Source organism: Mesorhizobium sp. B2-8-1 (assembly GCF_006440955.1).
Lineage (GTDB): Bacteria > Pseudomonadota > Alphaproteobacteria > Rhizobiales > Rhizobiaceae > Mesorhizobium.
In genome coordinates this window covers 22,980-41,438 of the sequence record NZ_VFTX01000011.1, presented here as the reverse complement: position 1 = coordinate 41,438, position 18,459 = coordinate 22,980, and the positions used below count along the sequence as shown (strand labels likewise).

General features: G+C 62.9%; 18 protein-coding genes. 6 read left to right on the top strand and 12 right to left on the bottom strand.

Going from position 1 to position 18,459, the window contains the following annotated elements:
- The first annotated feature begins 334 nt into the window (after nucleotides 1-334).
- Nucleotides 335-541, top strand: coding sequence for a hypothetical protein (locus FJ428_RS24495; protein WP_140583357.1), 207 nt, complete (start codon nucleotides 335-337; stop codon nucleotides 539-541).
- Nucleotides 542-708: 167 nt separating this feature from the next.
- On the opposite strand, the gene FJ428_RS24490 is transcribed toward FJ428_RS24495, so the two are convergent.
- The 3 genes from FJ428_RS24490 to FJ428_RS24480 are packed head-to-tail and all read right to left on the bottom strand — an operon-like array spanning nucleotide 709 to nucleotide 2,658.
- The gene (locus tag FJ428_RS24490; RefSeq protein ID WP_140493851.1) at nucleotides 709-894 is read right to left on the bottom strand and encodes a DUF3008 family protein; all 186 of its coding nucleotides are present in this window, start codon (nucleotides 892-894) and stop codon (nucleotides 709-711) included.
- 59 nt (nucleotides 895-953) lie between these two features.
- A complete protein-coding gene (gene murI / locus FJ428_RS24485) occupies nucleotides 954-1,742 on the bottom strand; it encodes a glutamate racemase (RefSeq protein ID WP_140493853.1) in 789 nt (262 codons plus the stop codon).
- A complete protein-coding gene (locus FJ428_RS24480; protein WP_140493855.1) occupies nucleotides 1,735-2,658 on the bottom strand; it encodes an RNA methyltransferase in 924 nt (307 codons plus the stop codon). Before FJ428_RS24480 ends, murI begins: the two co-directional genes overlap by 8 nt.
- A 213-nt stretch (nucleotides 2,659-2,871) precedes the next feature.
- Between FJ428_RS24480 and FJ428_RS24475 the strand changes: the two genes are divergently transcribed.
- Nucleotides 2,872-4,083: an NADP-dependent isocitrate dehydrogenase gene (locus tag FJ428_RS24475; protein WP_140493857.1), complete on the top strand. Its 1,212-nt coding sequence runs from the start codon at nucleotides 2,872-2,874 to the stop codon at nucleotides 4,081-4,083.
- A gap of 87 nt (nucleotides 4,084-4,170) precedes the next feature.
- Nucleotides 4,171-4,797 carry a glutathione S-transferase N-terminal domain-containing protein gene (locus FJ428_RS24470; RefSeq protein ID WP_140880393.1) on the top strand — a complete coding sequence of 209 codons (627 nt, stop codon included), beginning with the start codon at nucleotides 4,171-4,173 and terminating at the stop codon, nucleotides 4,795-4,797.
- Nucleotides 4,798-4,950: 153 nt separating this feature from the next.
- Here FJ428_RS24470 and alaS read toward each other — a convergent pair whose 3' ends face one another.
- Together alaS and recA are read right to left on the bottom strand one after the other, a co-directional pair.
- Nucleotides 4,951-7,617 (bottom strand): alanine--tRNA ligase, encoded by a 2,667-nt coding sequence (gene alaS, locus FJ428_RS24465; RefSeq protein WP_140880392.1) that lies wholly within the window; start codon nucleotides 7,615-7,617, stop codon nucleotides 4,951-4,953.
- A gap of 303 nt (nucleotides 7,618-7,920) precedes the next feature.
- Nucleotides 7,921-9,018 carry a recombinase RecA gene (gene recA, locus FJ428_RS24460; protein ID WP_010909075.1) on the bottom strand — a complete coding sequence of 366 codons (1,098 nt, stop codon included), beginning with the start codon at nucleotides 9,016-9,018 and terminating at the stop codon, nucleotides 7,921-7,923.
- Between the two features lie 282 nt (nucleotides 9,019-9,300).
- Between recA and FJ428_RS24455 the strand changes: the two genes are divergently transcribed.
- Nucleotides 9,301-10,245 carry a carbohydrate kinase family protein gene (locus FJ428_RS24455; RefSeq protein WP_140518330.1) on the top strand — a complete coding sequence of 315 codons (945 nt, stop codon included), beginning with the start codon at nucleotides 9,301-9,303 and terminating at the stop codon, nucleotides 10,243-10,245.
- Between the two features lie 46 nt (nucleotides 10,246-10,291).
- Nucleotides 10,292-11,209 (top strand): pseudouridine-5'-phosphate glycosidase, encoded by a 918-nt coding sequence (locus FJ428_RS24450; protein ID WP_140518331.1) that lies wholly within the window; start codon nucleotides 10,292-10,294, stop codon nucleotides 11,207-11,209.
- A 126-nt stretch (nucleotides 11,210-11,335) separates the two neighbouring features.
- On the opposite strand, the gene FJ428_RS24445 is transcribed toward FJ428_RS24450, so the two are convergent.
- Nucleotides 11,336-11,659 (bottom strand): TfoX/Sxy family protein, encoded by a 324-nt coding sequence (locus FJ428_RS24445; RefSeq protein WP_140493867.1) that lies wholly within the window; start codon nucleotides 11,657-11,659, stop codon nucleotides 11,336-11,338.
- A gap of 92 nt (nucleotides 11,660-11,751) precedes the next feature.
- Here FJ428_RS24445 and FJ428_RS24440 point away from each other — a divergent pair, with 92 nt between their 5' ends.
- On the top strand, nucleotides 11,752-12,249 hold the full coding sequence (locus tag FJ428_RS24440; RefSeq protein ID WP_140583375.1) for a GFA family protein: 498 nt from the start codon (nucleotides 11,752-11,754) through the stop codon (nucleotides 12,247-12,249).
- A gap of 161 nt (nucleotides 12,250-12,410) precedes the next feature.
- Here the strand turns inward: FJ428_RS24440 and sufA are convergent, their stop codons facing one another.
- From sufA to sufB, 6 genes are all read right to left on the bottom strand, one after another.
- The gene (gene sufA / locus FJ428_RS24435) at nucleotides 12,411-12,791 is read right to left on the bottom strand and encodes a Fe-S cluster assembly scaffold SufA (protein ID WP_006206001.1); all 381 of its coding nucleotides are present in this window, start codon (nucleotides 12,789-12,791) and stop codon (nucleotides 12,411-12,413) included.
- A gap of 101 nt (nucleotides 12,792-12,892) precedes the next feature.
- Entirely contained in the window at nucleotides 12,893-13,285 is a 393-nt protein-coding gene (locus tag FJ428_RS24430) for an SUF system Fe-S cluster assembly protein (RefSeq protein WP_140547766.1), read from the bottom strand.
- Nucleotides 13,286-13,290: 5 nt separating this feature from the next.
- Nucleotides 13,291-14,526 carry a cysteine desulfurase gene (locus FJ428_RS24425; RefSeq protein ID WP_140624753.1) on the bottom strand — a complete coding sequence of 412 codons (1,236 nt, stop codon included), beginning with the start codon at nucleotides 14,524-14,526 and terminating at the stop codon, nucleotides 13,291-13,293.
- A gap of 183 nt (nucleotides 14,527-14,709) precedes the next feature.
- Entirely contained in the window at nucleotides 14,710-15,978 is a 1,269-nt protein-coding gene (sufD, locus tag FJ428_RS24420; protein WP_140515796.1) for a Fe-S cluster assembly protein SufD, read from the bottom strand.
- A gap of 25 nt (nucleotides 15,979-16,003) precedes the next feature.
- On the bottom strand, nucleotides 16,004-16,759 hold the full coding sequence (gene sufC / locus FJ428_RS24415; RefSeq protein WP_140624752.1) for a Fe-S cluster assembly ATPase SufC: 756 nt from the start codon (nucleotides 16,757-16,759) through the stop codon (nucleotides 16,004-16,006).
- A 26-nt stretch (nucleotides 16,760-16,785) separates the two neighbouring features.
- Nucleotides 16,786-18,303: a Fe-S cluster assembly protein SufB gene (sufB, locus tag FJ428_RS24410; RefSeq protein ID WP_140493879.1), complete on the bottom strand. Its 1,518-nt coding sequence runs from the start codon at nucleotides 18,301-18,303 to the stop codon at nucleotides 16,786-16,788.
- Nucleotides 18,304-18,459: the final 156 nt, after the last annotated feature.

The window sequence follows — 18,459 nt, the reverse complement described above, 5'->3', positions numbered from 1 at the left end:
CCTTGGAAAACAGACTGGTTTCCGTCGAGGTCTTGCGCATGCAAAACAAACCACCGGGCGTTGCGGCCCGGTGTTGGGAGCGCTGTTAAACAGAGATTTAACCGCTGTCAAGGTTCCAACTGGCGCCGCCCCGCGACCATCTACGATTTTCAGTGTTGTTGTTCAATGCGGTGTCGCATCCGGCGGGAGGTTGTCGCGCCCGCGGTATTAGAACAATTCCCGGAAAGCGCTAGCGGTTTCTACCCGGGATTGTGTAAAAAATCGGAGCGGGGCGGCGATTCCCTGAAGCTGAACCGCTCCAGGAAGGGACTTGAGCAGAGGAGCCCGAATTCGGATGAAGAAGTTCTTTCTAAGCCTGACTGGTGCGACGGTGTTGGCCGGATCGATGGCCGTCATCACGCCGGAGCCGGCGATGGCCAGGCATTGGCAAGGTCACCGGCCTCATCAGGTATGCCGGATCGTGGTCAAGAAGCGCGTCGTCTGGCGCCATGGTAACCGCCATGTCATTCGCCAAAAAGTGCGACGCTGCCACTGGCGCTAAGCTGCCACCGGCGCTAACAGCTGCCACTGGCGCTAACAGCCGCCACTGGCGCTGATTACGTCGGCCATTGACCAGACAATAACACCAAGGCCTGCGACCCCGTCGCGGGCCTATTTCTTGCCATTGGACGAGCCCTTCACAAAGGGCGTTGCCAAATGGCGCTTCCCTCAGTGCTTCTTTTTCTCCGGCAGATCCTTGCGCTTGGTTTCGGCGAATTCCTCGAGCTGCTTTTCGCTCATGGATTCGTACATCCCTTTGGAAGCGCCTTTGAGCTCGCTCTTCTTGGTCTCGCCGCGCTTGGCCGACAATGCGGCGCCGGCGGCCTTCTGCTGGGCTTTCGAGGTGGCAGGCATGGTTTTTCTCCCTTCATTGCCTGGGAGAAAACGAAACGGCCTCGCCAATGTTCCGGAAATCAGGCGACCGCCAGTCCAAAGCCCTGCATCAAACGGCTGGTGGCAAAATCCGCCTTGCCGGACGTGAAGACCGCGATGTCCGGCTCACCATGCGGCAACGGCCCATTGACCGGCGACAGCAGCGACATCGCCCGCCGGGCGATCGCTTCGGCAGGATCGATCCAGTCGACCGGCCAGGGTGCGGTCTTGCGCATGCGGTTGACCAGAAAAGGATAGTGCGTACAGGCGAGCACGGCGATGTCGGTGCGCATGCCGTCGCGCTCGATGAAACACGGGGAGATCTCGGCGCGCACGGCTTCCTCGTCGACGAACCCTTCGCGCATATAGGCTTCGGCCAGCCCCGCCAGGCGGTCGCTACCGACCAGCCGGACATGGCACTTCTGCGCCCATTTGCTGATCAGGTCGCGCGTGTATTGCCGTTTCACCGTGCCCGGCGTCGCCAGCACGGAGACGAGGCCGGAGCGGGTACGCTCCGCCGCCGGCTTGATCGCAGGCACGGTGCCGACAAAGGGATGGCCGGGAAATCTCTCGCGCAACGCATCGATCACCAGCGTCGAGGCGGTGTTGCAGGCGATGACCGAGATGGCCGGGGCGAACCGGTCGAGCAATTTGCCGAACAGGTCGAGAATATGGACCCGCAGCGCCGGTTCCTCCCAGGCGCCAAAGGGGAAGGCGGCATCGTCGGCGATGTAGACGAAGCGGCGGTCGGGCATCAGCACGCGCGCCTCGCGCAGCACAGTCAGCCCGCCAATGCCGGAATCGAACATCAGGATCGGCTGATCAGTCATTGTCGGTTCCCTTGCCGCCGAGCGGCGGCGCGGCGTTGTCGTCGTCATCGGCCACCTGACGATCCGCATTGGTCTTGCGGCCGGGACCGCCGGCGCGCGCCGCTGCCGGAAGCCGCCTTGGATCATCTCCCGGAGAGCCGTCGCCGCGCGGCATCGCCGGCGAGAACCTGTCCAGCGACGAGATGATGCCGCGCAGCACCTTGAGCTCCGGCTCGGCAAATCCCGCCCGGGTCAATACGGCGCGCAGATTGTCAACCATCTTCGGCTTCTTCGGCGCCGGCCGGAAATAGCCGCGCGCTTCGAGTGCGCCTTCGAGATAGGCGAACAATCCGTGCAGTTCTTCCTTGCTGGCCGGCTTCATGTCCGGACCCGTAAAGTTGGTCTTGGTCTCGTCCTCGAGGCCGGATTTCATCCACTCGTAGGACATGAGAAGCGCGGCCTGGGCGATGTTAAGCGAGGAGAAATCGGGATCGACCGGAAAAGTGACGATCTCGTCGGCGAGGCCAACCTCGTCATTATAGAGGCCGAAACGCTCGCGGCCGAACAGGATGCCGGTTCGCTGACCCATGCCATGGCGAGCCCGGAGCACCCTGCCCGCCTCGACCGGCCCGCGCACGGGCTTGAAGCCGTCGCGTTGCCTTGCGGTGGTCGCGAAAACGAAATTCAGGTCGGCCATCGCCGTGGCGAGATCGTCGAAAACCTTGACGGCATCGATGACATGGTCGGCGCGGCTGGCCGCCGCCCGCGCCTTCTCGTTCGGCCAGCCGTCGCGCGGGTTGACGAGGCGAAGTTCGACCAGGCCGAAATTGGCCATGGCGCGCGCAACCATGCCGATATTCTCGCCGAGCTGCGGCTCCACGAGGATGATGGCGGGGCTGGCGACTGAAGCGGTATCGGAATCTTTGGTGACGGGCATGATTGTCAATGAACTGCTGTTTGCGGCATTTCAGCGTCCCCTGCCATATTCGGCCGCGAAAATGAACCATTCGCAAATGGCGGGGCGATCGCTTCGCTTTCGTGACCGATCGTCGTTTGCGCGGCCAAAAACGCTTTGATATAGGAGCGCATCCCCGGCCGAACGCCACGCGGGCAAGGCCGTCCCATTTCCCAGCAACGAGGCATTCTTTCCATGGCGAAGATCAAGGTGGCGAACCCGGTCGTCGAACTCGACGGCGACGAGATGACCCGCATCATCTGGCAGTTCATCAAGGACAAGCTGATCCACCCTTATCTCGACCTCAAGCTTGAATATTACGACCTCGGCATCGAGCATCGCGACGCCACCAACGACCAGGTGACCGTCGATTCGGCCAACGCCATCAAAAAATACGGCGTCGGCGTGAAATGCGCGACCATCACGCCCGACGAGCAGCGCGTCGAGGAATTCAAGCTGAAGAAGATGTGGAAGTCGCCGAACGGCACCATCCGCAACATTCTCGGCGGCACCATCTTCCGCGAGCCGATCATCATGAAGAACGTGCCGCGGCTGGTGCCCGGCTGGACCAAGCCGATCATCGTCGGCCGCCACGCCTATGGCGACCAGTACCGCGCCACCGATTTCCGTTTTCCCGGCAAGGGCAAGCTGACGATCAAGTTCGTCGGCGAGGATGGCCAGGTGATCGAGCACGACGTGTTCGACGCGCCCGGCGCCGGCGTCGCCATGGCCATGTACAACCTAGACGAATCGATCCGCGAATTCGCCCGCGCTTCGCTGAACTACGGCCTGCTGCGCAACTACCCGGTCTATCTCTCGACCAAGAACACCATCCTCAAGGCCTATGACGGCCGCTTCAAGGATATTTTCCAGGAGGTCTACGAGGCTGAGTTCGAGGCCGAGTTCAAGTCCAAGAAGCTGTGGTACGAGCACCGCCTGATCGACGACATGGTGGCCTCCAGCCTGAAATGGTCGGGTGGCTATGTCTGGGCCTGCAAGAACTATGACGGCGACGTACAGTCCGACACGGTGGCGCAGGGGTTCGGCTCGCTCGGCCTGATGACGTCGGTGCTGATGACGCCGGACGGCAAGACGGTGGAAGCGGAAGCCGCGCACGGCACCGTGACGCGCCACTATCGCCAGCACCAGAAGGGCGAGGAAACCTCGACCAATTCGATCGCCTCGATCTTCGCCTGGACCCGGGGCCTCGCCCATCGCGCCAAGCTCGACGACAATGCTGAATTGAAACGCTTCGCGGAGACACTCGAAAAGGTCTGCATCCAGACCGTCGAATCCGGCTTCATGACCAAGGACCTGTCGCTGCTGATCGGCCCCGACCAGCCCTGGCTTTCGACCACTGGTTTCCTGGACAAGATCGACGAGAATTTGCAGAAGGCGATGGCGTAAGCACCCGCGGGTTCAACATGCCGAAGGCTCCGGAAGGAGCCTTCGCTTTTTTGGGCCAACGAAAATCGAAAGCAAAGGACTGGCAACATGGCCAAACCGGTCCTCTACGGCGCCGACTACAGCGTTTACGTGCGCATAGCGCGCATGGCGCTGGAGGAGAAGGGCGTCGACTACGAGCTTGTGCCGGTCGATGTGTTCGCCGCCGAGGGCATCCCCGGCTGGTATTTCGAGCACCACCCGTTCGGCCGCATCCCGGCCTTCGAGCATGACGGTTTTCGCCTGTTCGAGGCCAGCGCGATTGCGCGCTATGTCGACGAGGCGTTCGACGGGCCGCCTTTGCAGCCGAAGGATCCGCGCGGCCGCGCGCGGATGAACCAGATCATCGGCATGCTCGACGCTTATGGCTATCGGGCCATGGTCTGGGACGTCGCCGTGGAGCGGCTGGAGAAGGCGTCGCCTGACGAAGCGCTGATTGTCAGCGGATTACGACAAGCAGGAACGGTCCTTCAGGCGCTCTCATCATTGAGATCCCCGGGGCCGTGGTTGCTCGGCAATCAACTGACGCTCGCCGACCTGCATGCGGCACCGATCATCGGCTATTTCGTCAAGGTGGCGGAAGGGCGCAAACTGCTGGCTCGCTTTGCCGACATACAGGACTGGTGGGATTGTATTGCTAAACAGACAAGCTTTGCCAGGACTGAAAAGGCCAGCTGATCTGCGACAGCGCCGCACAGCGACATTCGATTCAGGTCAATGATTTCGCGGACAACCGATCATTGATGTCAGCGTCGCCCCTCATGAGGGGGCGGCGCGAACCTCAAAGGGAAGCAACCGGCCTGGAGCGTTGCCTGCCAATTCTGCAATGAATCACGCCGCCTCCAGCGCCGCCCTCACCGCAGCAATCGCGTCGTCGGCCTTCGAGGCATCGGGGCCACCGGCCTGCGCCATGTCGGGCCGGCCGCCGCCGCCCTGCCCGCCGAGTACTGCGGAGGCGACGCGCACCAGGTCGACGGCGCTGAAGCGGCCGACGAGATCATCGGTGACAGCGACCACGACGCTCGCCTTGTTGTCCTCGCCCGCACCGACAAACACGACCACGCCGGAGCCGAGCGAGCTTTTGCCGGCATCGGCGAGCGGCTTCAGATCCTTCGGCGAGACACCGGAAACCGACTTGCCGAGGAAGCCGACGCCCGCGACGGTCTCGTTGGCGGCCGGCGCGTCAGCGGGCGACCCGCCGCCCAGCGCCAGCTTCTTGCGCGCTTCGGTGAGCTCCTTCTCGAGCTTCTTGCGCTCTTCGAGCAGGGCTTCAACACGCGCCGGCACGTCGGCCGGCGAGATTTTCAGTGTTGCGGCGGCCGCCTTCAGCCGCCGGTCCTGTTCATCGAGATGCTTGCGCGCGGCCTCGCCCGTCAGCGCCTCGATACGGCGCACGCCTGAGGCGACGGCGCTGTCGGACACGACGCGCACCAGGCCGATGTCACCGGTTGCCCTGACATGCGTGCCGCCGCAAAGCTCGACCGAATAGGGGCGGTTGGCCTTGGCGCCATGTAGGCCCGTGCCCATAGACACGACGCGCACCTCATCGCCGTATTTCTCGCCGAACAGCGCCATGGCGCCTTCGGCAATGGCATCGTCGACCGACATCAGGCGCGTGATCACCGGGCTGTTCTGCACCACGATCTCATTGGCCATGCGCTCGACCTCCTCGAGTTCCGAGGGCGAGATGGGCTTGTTGTGCGAGATGTCGAAGCGCAGGCGCTCGGGCGCGACCAGCGAGCCCTTCTGTGCGACATGGGTGCCCAGCACCTCGCGCAGCGCCTCATGGATCAGATGCGTCGCGGAATGGTTCGCGCGGAGCCTGGAGCGCCTCGCATGGTCAACCTTCAGCTCGACGGCGGCACCCGTCCTGGCAGTGCCGCTGACCACCTTGCCGAGATGCACGAACAGCCCGTCGGCCTTCTTCTGCGTATCGGAAATCTCGATCGAGAAGCCTTCGCCTGAAATGGTTCCGGTGTCGCCCATCTGGCCGCCGGATTCGGCATAGAACGGCGTCTGGTTGACGACTACGGCTACCGCTTCGCCCTTGCCGGCGCTGTCGACGGTCTTGCCGTCGCGGACAAGCGCCTGGATAATGCCTTCCGCCTGCTCGGTCTCGTAGCCGAGGAATTCGGTAGCGCCGGATTTTTCGCGCACCGGGAACCAGACCGCTTCCGTCGCCGCCTCGCCGGAACCTGCCCAGTGCTTACGCGCCTCGGCCTTCTGCTGCTCCATCGCATTGGTGAAGCCGGCAAGATCGACCGAGATGTTGCGCTGGCGCAGCGCATCCTGCGTCAGGTCGAGCGGGAAGCCGTAGGTGTCATAAAGCTTGAAGGCCGTCTCGCCGTCCAGCATATCGCCGGCGCCGAGCTTTTCCGTCGCCTCCGACAGCAAACCGAGACCGCGCACCAGCGTCTTGCGAAACCTGGTCTCCTCAAGCTTCAGAGTCTCGGTGATCAGTTGTTCGCCGCGCACCAGTTCCGGATAGGCCTGGCCCATCTCGCGAACCAGCGCCGGCACCAGCTTCCACACCAGCGGCTCGTTCGCACCGAGCAGTTGCGCATGGCGCATGGCGCGGCGCATGATGCGGCGCAGCACATAGCCGCGGCCTTCATTCGATGGCAGCACGCCGTCTGCGACCAGGAACGACGACGAGCGCAGGTGATCGGCTATGATGCGATAGGATGCGACGGTCTCGGCGTCGGGACTGCGGCCGAGCGCGGACGACGCCGCATCGATCAGATGGCGGAACAGGTCGGTCTCAAACACGCTTTCCACGCCTTGCAGGATGGAGGCCATGCGCTCCAGGCCCATCCCGGTGTCGATCGACGGCCGCGGCAGGTCGATGCGCTCGTCCTTCGTCACCTGCTCGTACTGCATGAACACCAGGTTCCAGAATTCCAGGAACCGGTCGCCGTCCTCCTCCGGGGTGCCGGGCGGACCGCCCCAGATGTGCTCGCCGCGATCGATGAAGATTTCCGAGCATGGCCCGCACGGCCCGGTGTCGCCCATCGCCCAGAAATTGTCGGAGGTCGGGATGCGGATGATGCGATCATCGGAAAAGCCGGCGATCTTCTTCCAGAAGCCGGCCGCCTCGTCGTCGGTGTGGTAGACGGTGACGAGCAGCTTGTCCTTCTTAAGCCCGAACTCCCTGGTAATGAGGTTCCAGGCCAACTCGATGGCGCGCTCCTTGAAATAGTCGCCGAAGGAGAAATTGCCGAGCATCTCGAAGAAGGTCAGGTGGCGCGCGGTGTAGCCGACATTGTCGAGGTCGTTGTGCTTGCCGCCGGCGCGAACGCTTTTCTGGGCGGTCGTGGCACGCGAATAGGGCCGCTTCTCCAGGCCGGTGAAGACGTTCTTGAACTGCACCATGCCGGCATTGGTGAACATCAGCGTCGGATCGTTGCGCGGCACAAGCGGGCTCGACGCCACGACCTCGTGACCCTCCTTGCGGAAATAGTCGAGAAATGTCGACCGGATCTCGTTCACGCCACTCATGAATGCTGCCTTTTCGAGAGAGCCGCCGGCCGGACCGGCGGAAAATGGGCTCTGCTTTAGAAGATGGAGCTGGCCTTTTAGCCGCCGCTTGGCACCCTGTCCAGAAACACGCAAGCTGGCCAATTCGCGGTTCGCCAGCCGCTCAAAACGGAAACCGCCGGCACGGGGCCGGCGGTTCGAAACGCAATACTACAGAACTCGATTACATAAGCTCAAGTTGATGAACCGGGATTATGGCCGAACTCGGGCCGTAAACCGAACGCTAGATCGCGCCAGCGAACGCTAGATCGTGCCGACGAGCGCTTACATCGCGCCGGCTTCATCCTCGAAGCCATCATCGCCACCTTCGGAGCCGCCATTCTCAAGGAATTTTTCGGCGATCAGTCCGGCGTTCTGCCTGAGCGCAAGTTCGATCTCGCGCGCCGTATCGGGATTGTCGCGCAGGAACAGCTTCGCGTTCTCGCGGCCCTGGCCGAGACGCTGCGAATTGTAGGAGAACCAGGCGCCCGATTTCTCGACCACGCCGGCCTTGACGCCGAGATCGACCAGCTCGCCGGTCTTCGACACGCCTTCGCCGTACATGATGTCGAACTCGACCACCTTGAAGGGCGGCGCCAGCTTGTTCTTGACCACCTTGACGCGGGTCTGGTTGCCGACGACCTCGTCGCGGTCCTTGACCGAGCCGATGCGGCGGATATCGAGACGCACCGAGGCGTAGAATTTCAGCGCATTGCCGCCGGTGGTGGTTTCGGGCGAGCCGAACATGACGCCGATCTTCATGCGGATCTGGTTGATGAAGATGACCATGGTGTTGGAGCGCGAGATCGAGGCGGTCAGCTTGCGCAGCGCCTGGCTCATCAGGCGGGCCTGCAGGCCGGGCAGCGAATCGCCCATCTCGCCCTCGATTTCGGCGCGCGGCGTCAGCGCCGCGACCGAATCGACCACCAGCACATCGATGGCGCCGGAGCGCACCAGCGTATCGCAGATCTCAAGCGCCTGCTCGCCAGTGTCGGGCTGCGAGATCAGGAGGTTTTCGAGATCGACGCCGAGCTTGCGGGCATAGACCGGATCGAGCGCATGCTCGGCATCGACGAAGGCGCAGATGCCGCCCTTCTTCTGGGCTTCCGCCACCGTGTGCAGCGCCAGCGTCGTCTTACCCGAGCTTTCCGGCCCGTAGATCTCGATGATGCGGCCGCGCGGCAGGCCGCCGACGCCAAGCGCGATGTCGAGGCCGAGCGAGCCGGTCGGCACGGTTTCGATCTCGACGACCTGCTCGTTCGCGCCGAGCCGCATGATCGAGCCCTTGCCGAAAGCCCGCTCGATTTGCGACAGCGCCGCATCCAGAGCCTTTGATTTGTCCACTGCCTTATCCTCTACAAGCCGCAAGCTGTTCTGAGCCATGATACATCACCCCGTAGTCGTCAATGAAGGCCGGACAATCCGTAATCCTTGGTTATTTGTACCTTTTTTGTTCTCATTTGGCAAGAGGGATCAAGCATTTGAAAAATAAGCAACATCCTGATTTGTTCTTTTTTTGTCTCAGGATTCGGCTCCAACATGGTCCGAATATTAGGCCAGGCTGGTTCGCCATGCCGGCCTCACGAATCGCTGGCTGTTGCCTGCGAAGCTCCGTCGCACAGCATGGCGCTTGTGCGTGACCGCCAACAAAGGTCATATCGGCGCATGGTGAGATCTCCAAGAGTCCTGGCGGTGGGCGGCGCCCATATCGACAGGCGCGGCCAGGTGTCCGGCGCTTACGTGCCGGCTGCCTCCAACCCGGGCACGATGCGCGAGGACGTTGGCGGCGGCGTCTTCAACGCATTGCGCAGCACGGTGCGGCGAGGCGTCTCGGGCTCGTTGCTGTCGGTGCGCGGCGGTGATGCCGCCGCCGACACGGTTTCGCGCGCCATCGCCGAAGCAGGCATTGCCGACCTGTCCGCGGTGTTCCTCGACCGCACGACGCCGAGCTATACGGCGCTGATCGACCGCGAGGGCGAACTGCTCGTCGGCTTTGCCGACATGGCGCTTTATGAACTGGCATTTGCAAAGCAGATCCGCCGCTCCAGGGTGAGGGAGGAGATCGCCGCCGCAGATGCCGTCCTGTGCGACGCCAATCTGCCATCGGCGGCTCTGGAGCGGCTGGTGTCGCTTGCCGCCGGCAAGCCCGTGTTCGCCATTGCCATTTCACCGGCCAAGGTCGTGCGCTTGACACCGGTGCTCGGCGGCCTGGCCGTCGCCTTCATGAACAGGCGCGAGGCGGTGGCGCTTGCCGGACTTGACGATGCCGCCTCTCAAAAAACTATCCTCGACGGGCTGAGAAGCGCCGGCCTCGACAGCGCGGTGGTCACGGCGGGCGGCGGCCCGGTGCTGGGCTTCGACCGCGACGGCAGCTTTGCCGTCGTCCCGCCCCCTCCAAGAAAGGTCGTGGACGTCACCGGCGCCGGCGATGCGCTTGCCGGCGCGACGGTCGCCGCCCTACTGCGCGGCATGCCCTTGCGCGCGGCGTTGCGCGAGGGCGTCGCCGCCGCGACGCTGGCTATTGAAAGCGCGAGCGCCGTTCCCGATTTCACCACGGCGACTTTCGCGCAAGCGCTGGCTCTTGTGCCCGAAGAGCAGAAAATGGCATGAGACCGGCATCCGAAAGGATGCGCCGCACTTCGGATTGGAGATCCAGATGACCCCAGACACCGCCCGCGCCTTCATCGATGTCCACGCGCCGGTGGCGCAAGCCTTGGCCGCCGGGAAGCCCGTGGTGGCGCTGGAAAGCACCATCATAACCCACGGCATGCCCTACCCCGACAATGGCGCCATGGCGGCCGACGTGGAAAGGATCATTGCGGACGGCGGCGCGGTGCCGGCGACGATCGCCGTGGTGGCGGGCCGCATCAAGATCGGCCTCTCCGACGGAGAACGCGAATCGCTCGCCATGACCGGCGACGCCATGAAGCTCTCTCGCGCCGATCTCGGCTTCGCCGTCGCGCAAGGGCGCACCGGCGGCACCACGGTTGCCGCCACAATGATCGCCGCGCATATGGTTGGGATAAAGGTGTTCGCCACCGGCGGCATCGGCGGCGTGCACAAGGGCGCCGAAAAAAGCTTCGACATTTCCGCCGACCTCGATGAGCTGGCGCGCACGCCCGTCATCGTCGTCTCGGCTGGGGCCAAGGCCATCCTCGACATCGAAAAGACGCTGGAGGTGCTGGAGACCCGCGGCGTGCCCGTGATCGGCCATGGCTGCGAGACCATGCCGGCCTTCTGGTCGCGGCAGTCGCCGTTCCGCGCGCCGCTGACCTTGCACGCGCCGGAAGAGATCGCGCATTTTTACAAGACGCGACAGGCGCTGGGCCTGAGCGGCGGCATGCTGATCGCCAATCCGGTGCCGGAGGATCACGAAATCCCGGCCGGCGAGATGGCCGGCTACATCGAGGCCGCCCAGAAGGCCGCCGAGGCGCTCAACGTTACCGGCAAGGCGGTGACGCCGTTCCTGCTCTCCAAAATCCTCGAACTCACCGGCGGCCGGAGCCTGAAGACCAACATCGCGCTGGTCGAAAACAATGCTCGGCTGGCAGCGCGAATTGCCGGGGCGCTGTAGGACGCCGGAAATACGAGCGGCGGCACCACGGCTACTCGCGACCACCGAGTTCCGTCACGCCCTCCTCTGTCCTGCTGGACGTCTCCGAGAAAGTCTGCACTGCCTCATCGCCCCGAGGTCCTAGCGTTATTTTCCCGCCCGCCGCCCCGCCTCATAGGCCCGCCGCGCCCATACCGCCATCTCGTCGGGGTCGTCGAAGGCACTATCGGGAATACTCCAATAGGGCATCGCCACCAGCTTGCCGTGGCGAGACCCGGTGTAGGTCCACTGCGCGCAGCCGGCGGCCTCGAAGTCGGGCGCGCTTTGCTCGTCCGCTTTCAGCATCAATTCGCCGCGCAACACGATGGCGACGATGACGCCGTCGGCATAGATGCCCTTGCCGCCGAACAGTTTGCGGATGCTGACCGGGCCCAGGCTCTGGAAGAGTTCTTCTATGCGTTCATTGTCCATGCGCGGATCATGTCACCGCGATCCGGCCTTGTCATCGCCGCAACCAAAACCATGCTGACAGGTTGAAAGGGGATCGACCGGAGTTTCCCGTCATGCCTGTCCTGCTCAAAGGCTCCTGCCGCTGCAATGCCGTTCGTTTCGAGGTGGAAAGCCACACGCCCGTGCCATTCATGCTGTGCTACTGCTCGATCTGCCGCAAGCAGCAGGGCGGCGGCGGTTTTGCCATCAATCTCGGCGCCGACTACGAGACGATGACCATCCGCGGCAAGAGCAGCCTCGGCGTCTATCGGGCCGAGATCGAGGACGACGAACATCCGCATTGCGAAATCTCGACCGGAGAGCGCAATTTCTGCCGCAAATGCGGATCGGCGCTGTGGCTCTACGACCCGACCTGGCCGGAACTCGTCCATCCCTTCGCCTCGGCGATCGACAGCGACCTGCCGAAACCGCCAAGCAAGGTGCATCTGATGCTGAAATACAAGGCCAACTGGGTCGAGCCCGATGTCGGGCCGAGCGACAAGGTGTTCGACGTCTATCCCGAGGAATCGATCGCCGACTGGCATAAGCGGACCGGGACGTGGGTGGAGTGAGTGTCTTCGCTGCGTTCTAAGGGAGGTGAGGAGTGGTCTGCGCAGCAGGCGGGAAGCCAATTGCGCGGCTTTTCGAATGACGAACGCCGGCAGCGGGGCTATCGCTGCCCCTCATCCGGCCCTGGGGGACACCTTCTCCCCGTAAACGGGACGAAGGAAGGTCAGGCGGAGGCGCGTGCTTCTGCCAGCGCCTTGAGGTCGGCCGGCTTCAGTTCGACGGATTCGCCGCAGCCGCAGGCCGAGCTCTGGTTCGGGTTGCGGAAGGTGAAGCCGGTGCGCAGCGTCGTCTGCTCGAAATCCATCTCGGTGCCGAACAGGAAAAGTGCTGCTTCCGGCGCGACATAGACATGGGCGCCGTCGCGCTCGATGTGGTCGTCCTTGGTATTGGGTTCGGTCACCAGGTCGACCGTGTATTCCATGCCGGCGCAACCGCCCTTCTTGATACCGAGGCGAATGCCATGCGCATTCTCACGCGTGGCAACGATCTCGCGCACCCGGTCGGCGGCCTTTTCGGTCATCGTGATGACGGCAAAGCGTCCCATCTTTTTCCTTCTCCATTCCATGCAGGTTCAAGGCCTGCCGAATGATTCCTCACCTAAAATGGTGAAGTTTTACCACTGGCGCAAGTGTGCCGGACTCAAGGTCAATACCAGCCCACCGCCACCTGCGCCTCTTCCGACATGCGATCGGGCGACCAGGGCGGGTCGAATGTCATGTTGACCTCGACGCCCGACACGCCTTCGACGGCGCCGACGGCGTTCTCAACCCAGCCCGGCATCTCGCCGGCCACCGGGCAGCCGGGCGCGGTCAGCGTCATGTCGATCTTGACCGAACGGTCGTCCTCGATGTCGATCTTGTAGACGAGGCCAAGCTCGTAAATATCGGCCGGGATTTCCGGGTCGTAGACCGTCTTCAGCGCCGAGACGATGTCGTCGGTCAGCCGCGCCAGTTCGTCGGCGGGAATTGCGGAGGCGGAAACCACCGCCTTAGCGGCCGCGTCGGGAACAGCGTCGGTAGCTGTGCTGGCATCTTCCATTATCGTCACCCGAAAAACTTGCGCGCTTTTTCCAACGCATCAGCCAAAGCATCGACTTCGGCTCGCGTATTATACATGCCGAACGACGCCCTGCATGTGGAGGTTACGCCGAAGCGTTTCAACAGGGGCTGGGCGCAATGGGTGCCCGCGCGCACAGCCACGCCTTGCCGGTCAATCACCATCGACACGTCATGGGCATGAATGCCTTGCAGCTCGAACGAGATGATGGCGCCCTTGCCGGGCGCGTCGCCGAAGATGCGCAGCGAGTTGATGGCGCGCAGCCGCTCGTGCGCATAGTCCTTCAAATCGGCCTCGTGCGCGGCGATGCGCTCGCGGCCGATCTTTTCCATGTAATCGAGCGCGGCGCCGAGCCCGATCGCCTGGACGATCGGCGGCGTACCGGCCTCGAAGCGGTGCGGCGGGTCGTTGTAGGTGACGATGTCTTCGGTCACCTCCTCGATCATCTCGCCGCCACCCATGAACGGACGCATGCGCTGCAAGATGTCCTTCTTGCCATAGAGCACACCGATGCCGGAGGGACCGTAGACCTTGTGGCCGGTGAAGACGAAGAAATCGCAGTCGAGGTCCTGCACGTCGATGGGCATATGGACGGCGCTCTGGCTGCCGTCGACGAGCACGGGAATGCCGCGCGAATGCGCGATGCGCACGATCTCCTTGATCGGCGTCACCGTGCCCAGCGCGTTCGACATCTGCGTGATGGCGACCAGCTTTGTGCGGCCGGTCAGTCGCTTCTCGAATTCCTCGATGTGGAAGACGCCGAGATCGTCGACCGGCACCCACACCAGTTTGGCGCCCTGCCGCTCGCGGATGAAATGCCATGGCACGATGTTGGAGTGGTGCTCCATGATCGACAGCACGATCTCGTCGCCCTCGCCGATATTGGGCATGCCATAGCCATAGGCGACCGTGTTGATCGCCGATGTCGTGTTCGAGGTGAAGACGATATTGTCGGTGCTCGGCGCATTGAGGAAGCGGCGAACCGTCTCCCGCGCCTTCTCATAGGCGTCGGTCGCTGCATTGGACAGGAAGTGCAGGCCGCGATGGACGTTGGCGTATTCCTGGGCATAGGCGTGCTGGACCGCGTCGAGCACCGCCTGCGGCTTCTGCGCCGAGGCGCCATTGTCGAGATAGACGAGAGGTTTGCCGTAGACTTCGCGTGACAGAATCGGGAAATCGCGGCGGATCGCCTCGACGTCGTAGGTTTCGACTTTCTGGTCCATCATAAGCTCTCTTGAGGCACCGCCTCATTCCGTGCAACGCCCCTCATCCGTCTCGGCGCTTCGCGCCGATCCACCTTCTCCCACAAGGGGAGAAGGTCAGGCGCTCTTCCTTCTCCCCTTGTGGGAGAAGGTGGCCGCGAAGCGGCCGGATCAGGGGTGTTCGCCGGAGCGAGCCCTATCCACTCATCCATGCGCCGCAAACCAGCCGTCGAGCCTGGTCTCCAGGGCCTCGACGATCACCTCGTCGTCCAGTTCCTCGATCACCTCGGCGATGAAGGCCTTCACCAGCAGACCACGGGCGCTCTTCTCGTCGATGCCGCGCGCCATCAGGTAAAACAGATGGTTGTGGTCGATCTCGGTGACGGTGGCGCCATGACCGCAGACCACGTCGTCGGCGAAGATTTCGAGTTCCGGCTTGGTCGAGAACTCGCCGTCGTCCGACAGAAGCAGCGTGTTGCAAGCCATTTTGGCGTTGGTCTTCTGCGCGTATTGATGGACGTTGATGCGGCCCTGGAAGACGCCACGCGCCTTGCCGGTCACGACATTGCGGATCACTTCCGTCGACGTGGTGTGCGGCACCGCATGATCGAGCACCATGGTGGTGTCCGTGTGGGCGTCGCCGGCCAGCAGGTTGATGCCGCGCAATTGGAAGTCAGCGCCCTCGCCCGTCGTCTTCACAACGACCTCCTGGCGCACGAGCTTGCCGCCGGCGTTCATGACGAACAGCGTCAGCTTCGCATTCTTGCCGATATGAGCCTTGAACTGCGCCAGATGCGTTGCCGTGTCCGGCTGCTCCTGGATGATCAGCCACGTCACCTCGGCGCCTTCGCCGAGCACGAGCTGGCTGACCGAGCTGACAAGGGCCGCGCCCTCGCCGGCCTGGCGTTCGACGATCACAGCCTTGGCGTCGGCGCCGGCGCGCACGGCCAGGCGTACATGCGTCTGGCCGCCGGCCTGCAGGTTTTGCAATTCGATCGGCTTTTCCACTTGGGTGCCATCGGCGATGTCGACGAAATAACCGTCGGCGACGAAAGCCGTGTTCAACGCCCCGATGGCATCGTCGCTGCCGTAGGGATCGAGCCCAGGCGCGATGCTGCCGTCGGTCAGTTTCTCCGACAGGCACTGGACGCTGACGCCTTCGATTGCGGGCGTTTTGGCGCTCGACACGCCGTTGAGAAGCGGCAACACGGTGGAACCTTCAACGACTGGCGCGATGGCTTTGGCCACGGCCGTCGGGTCGAAGTCCGGCACCGCATTCAGCAGCCGGCGCAGGTCGGTGTAGTGCCAGGATTCGATACGCCGGGTCGGCAGTCCGTGCTTCACCGCCTCGATGGCGTCGTCGCGCTTCAACATCACCGCGCCGTCGCCCGGCAGCAGCGACAACCGTTCGCCGAAAGCGTCGATCAACGCTGTTTCGGCCGGTGTCCGCTGGGGTTGTGTGTGCATGTTCATCAGTTTGACCTTGCCTTCTGGCATCTCACGCGGCTTCACCGATCACGCCGGCATAGCCATTGGCCTCGAGGTCGAGCGCCAGCGACTTGTCGCCGGACTTGATGACCTGGCCCTTGTAGAGCACGTGCACGGTGTCGGGCACGATGTGTTCGAGCAGCCGCTGATAGTGCGTGATGACGACAATGGCGCGCTCGGGCGAGCGCAACGCGTTGACGCCATCGGAAACGATCTTGAGCGCATCGATGTCGAGCCCGGAATCGGTCTCGTCAAGCACGCAGAGCTTTGGCTCCAAAAGCTTCATCTGCAGGATCTCGGCGCGCTTCTTCTCACCGCCGGAGAAGCCGACATTGAGCGGCCGCTTCAGCATGTTCATGTCCATGTTGAGCGAGCCGGCGGCTTCCTTCACCCGCTTCAGGAATTCGGGGATCTTCAGCGGCTCCTCGCCGCGCGCCTTGCGCTGCTCGTTCATGGCAACCTTCAGGAACTCCATAGTCGCCACGCCCGGTATCTCCATCGGATACTGGAAGGCCAGGAAAATCCCCGACGTCGCGCGCTCGGCCGGATCCATTTCGAGGATCGATTGGCCGTTGTAGAGGATATCGCCCTCGGTGACCTCGTAGTCCTCGCGGCCGGCGAGGATGTAGGACAGCGTCGACTTGCCCGAGCCATTCGGCCCCATGATCGCGGCGACCTCGCCGGCTTTTACCGAGAGATTCAGGCCGCGGATGATTTCGGTGCCGTCATCGACGATGCGGGCATGCAGGTTCTTGATCTCAAGCATTCTTTTCTTCCTGAATATCTGTCCGGTCAGCCGACCGAGCCCTCGAGCGAAATCCCGATCAGCTTCTGTGCCTCGACGGCGAATTCCATCGGCAGCTGCTGGATGACGTCCTTGACGAAGCCGTTGACGATCAGCGCGATCGCTTCCTCCTCCGGAATGCCGCGCTGCATGACATAGAACTTCTGGTCCTCGGAAATCTTCGACGTCGTCGCCTCATGCTCGAACTGCGCGGTCGCGTTCTTGGCTTCCATGTAGGGCACCGTATGGGCGCCGCACTGGTCGCCGATCAGCAGCGAGTCGCAATTGGTGAAGTTGCGCGCATTGGTCGCCTTGCGGTGCGCCGAAACCTGGCCGCGATAAGTATTCTGCGAAAAACCGGCGGCGATGCCCTTGGAGATGATGCGGCTCGACGTGTTCTTGCCGAGATGGATCATCTTGGTGCCGCTGTCGACCTGTTGATAGCCGTTCGACACGGCGATCGAATAGAACTCGCCGCTGGAATCGTCGCCGCGCAGGATGCAGCTCGGGTATTTCCACGTGATCGCCGAGCCGGTCTCGACCTGCGTCCACGAGATCTTCGAGCGGTGGCCACGGCAATCGCCGCGCTTGGTAACGAAGTTATAGATGCCGCCCTTGCCCTCGGCGTCGCCGGGGTACCAGTTCTGCACCGTCGAATATTTGATCTCGGCATCGTCTAGCGCCACCAGTTCGACGACCGCCGCATGGAGCTGGTTCTCGTCGCGCTGCGGCGCCGTGCAGCCTTCGAGATAGGAGACGTAGGCCCCCTCCTCGGCGATGATCAGCGTGCGCTCGAACTGGCCGGTGTTCTTCTCGTTCATGCGGAAATAGGTCGACAGTTCCATCGGGCAGCGAACGCCCTTGGGCACGAAGACAAACGAGCCGTCGGTGAAGACGGCCGAATTCAGCGTCGCATAAAAATTATCCGACGTCGGCACGACCGAGCCGAGATATTTCTTCACCAGTTCCGGATGCTCGCGGATGGCTTCCGAGATCGAGCAGAAGATGACGCCCGCCTGCGCCAGTTCCTTCTTGAACGTGGTGACGACGGATACCGAATCGAACACGGCGTCGACGGCGACGCGGCCGGACTTGTAGACATTGTCGCTGGCTTCCTCGAGCTCGGACGCATCGGTCTTCTGCACGCCGGCCAGGATCTCCTGCTCCTTCAGCGGAATGCCGAGTTTCTCGTAGACCTTCAAGATCTCCGGATCGACGTCGCTGAGCGAGCTCGGTCCGGGCGTGCTCTTCGGCGCCGCGTAGTAATAGATGTCCTGGAAATCGATCTTGGGATAGTTGACGCGCGCCCAGGTCGGCTCTTCCAGCGTCAGCCAGCGCCGATAGGCTTCCAGACGCCATTCCAGCATCCAGGACGGTTCGTCCTTCTTCGCTGAAATGAAACGGATGATGTCTTCGCTCAGGCCCTTGGGGGCCTTGTCGACAGCGATTTCGGTCTGGAACCCGTATTTGTATTGGTCGACGTCGATCTTTCGGACCCGATCGATCGTGTCCTGCACAGCAGGCATATGCGTTCTCCATCCACGCCGGGGTCAAGGCCCGACAGTTTTCAAACTATGGCACCGCCGGATAAGCACCCAAGGAGCACCCGCGGCGGCGTAAGTTTCATATAGTGCGCCTCGGCCGGAAATTCACCCGGCCAGCATGAAACGCACGGCTCTACC

Excerpts from the sequence above, each read along its gene's own strand:
- FJ428_RS24425 (WP_140624753.1), bottom strand. The coding sequence starts at position 14,526 with ATGGACCAGAAAGTCGAAACCTACGACGTCGAGGCGATCCGCCGCGAT.
- recA (WP_010909075.1), bottom strand. The coding sequence starts at position 9,018 with ATGGCTCAGAACAGCTTGCGGCTTGTAGAGGATAAGGCAGTGGACAAA.
- alaS (WP_140880392.1), bottom strand. The coding sequence starts at position 7,617 with ATGAGTGGCGTGAACGAGATCCGGTCGACATTTCTCGACTATTTCCGC.
- FJ428_RS24430 (WP_140547766.1), bottom strand. The coding sequence starts at position 13,285 with ATGGAAGATGCCAGCACAGCTACCGACGCTGTTCCCGACGCGGCCGCT.
- FJ428_RS24450 (WP_140518331.1), top strand. The coding sequence starts at position 10,292 with ATGACCCCAGACACCGCCCGCGCCTTCATCGATGTCCACGCGCCGGTG.
- murI (WP_140493853.1), bottom strand. The coding sequence starts at position 1,742 with ATGACTGATCAGCCGATCCTGATGTTCGATTCCGGCATTGGCGGGCTG.
- sufC (WP_140624752.1), bottom strand. The coding sequence starts at position 16,759 with ATGCTTGAGATCAAGAACCTGCATGCCCGCATCGTCGATGACGGCACC.
- FJ428_RS24440 (WP_140583375.1), top strand. The coding sequence starts at position 11,752 with ATGCCTGTCCTGCTCAAAGGCTCCTGCCGCTGCAATGCCGTTCGTTTC.
- FJ428_RS24445 (WP_140493867.1), bottom strand. The coding sequence starts at position 11,659 with ATGGACAATGAACGCATAGAAGAACTCTTCCAGAGCCTGGGCCCGGTC.
- FJ428_RS24470 (WP_140880393.1), top strand. The coding sequence starts at position 4,171 with ATGGCCAAACCGGTCCTCTACGGCGCCGACTACAGCGTTTACGTGCGC.
- sufA (WP_006206001.1), bottom strand. The coding sequence starts at position 12,791 with ATGGGACGCTTTGCCGTCATCACGATGACCGAAAAGGCCGCCGACCGG.
- sufD (WP_140515796.1), bottom strand. The coding sequence starts at position 15,978 with ATGAACATGCACACACAACCCCAGCGGACACCGGCCGAAACAGCGTTG.
- FJ428_RS24455 (WP_140518330.1), top strand. The coding sequence starts at position 9,301 with ATGGTGAGATCTCCAAGAGTCCTGGCGGTGGGCGGCGCCCATATCGAC.
- FJ428_RS24495 (WP_140583357.1), top strand. The coding sequence starts at position 335 with ATGAAGAAGTTCTTTCTAAGCCTGACTGGTGCGACGGTGTTGGCCGGA.
- FJ428_RS24480 (WP_140493855.1), bottom strand. The coding sequence starts at position 2,658 with ATGCCCGTCACCAAAGATTCCGATACCGCTTCAGTCGCCAGCCCCGCC.
- FJ428_RS24475 (WP_140493857.1), top strand. The coding sequence starts at position 2,872 with ATGGCGAAGATCAAGGTGGCGAACCCGGTCGTCGAACTCGACGGCGAC.
- sufB (WP_140493879.1), bottom strand. The coding sequence starts at position 18,303 with ATGCCTGCTGTGCAGGACACGATCGATCGGGTCCGAAAGATCGACGTC.
- FJ428_RS24490 (WP_140493851.1), bottom strand. The coding sequence starts at position 894 with ATGCCTGCCACCTCGAAAGCCCAGCAGAAGGCCGCCGGCGCCGCATTG.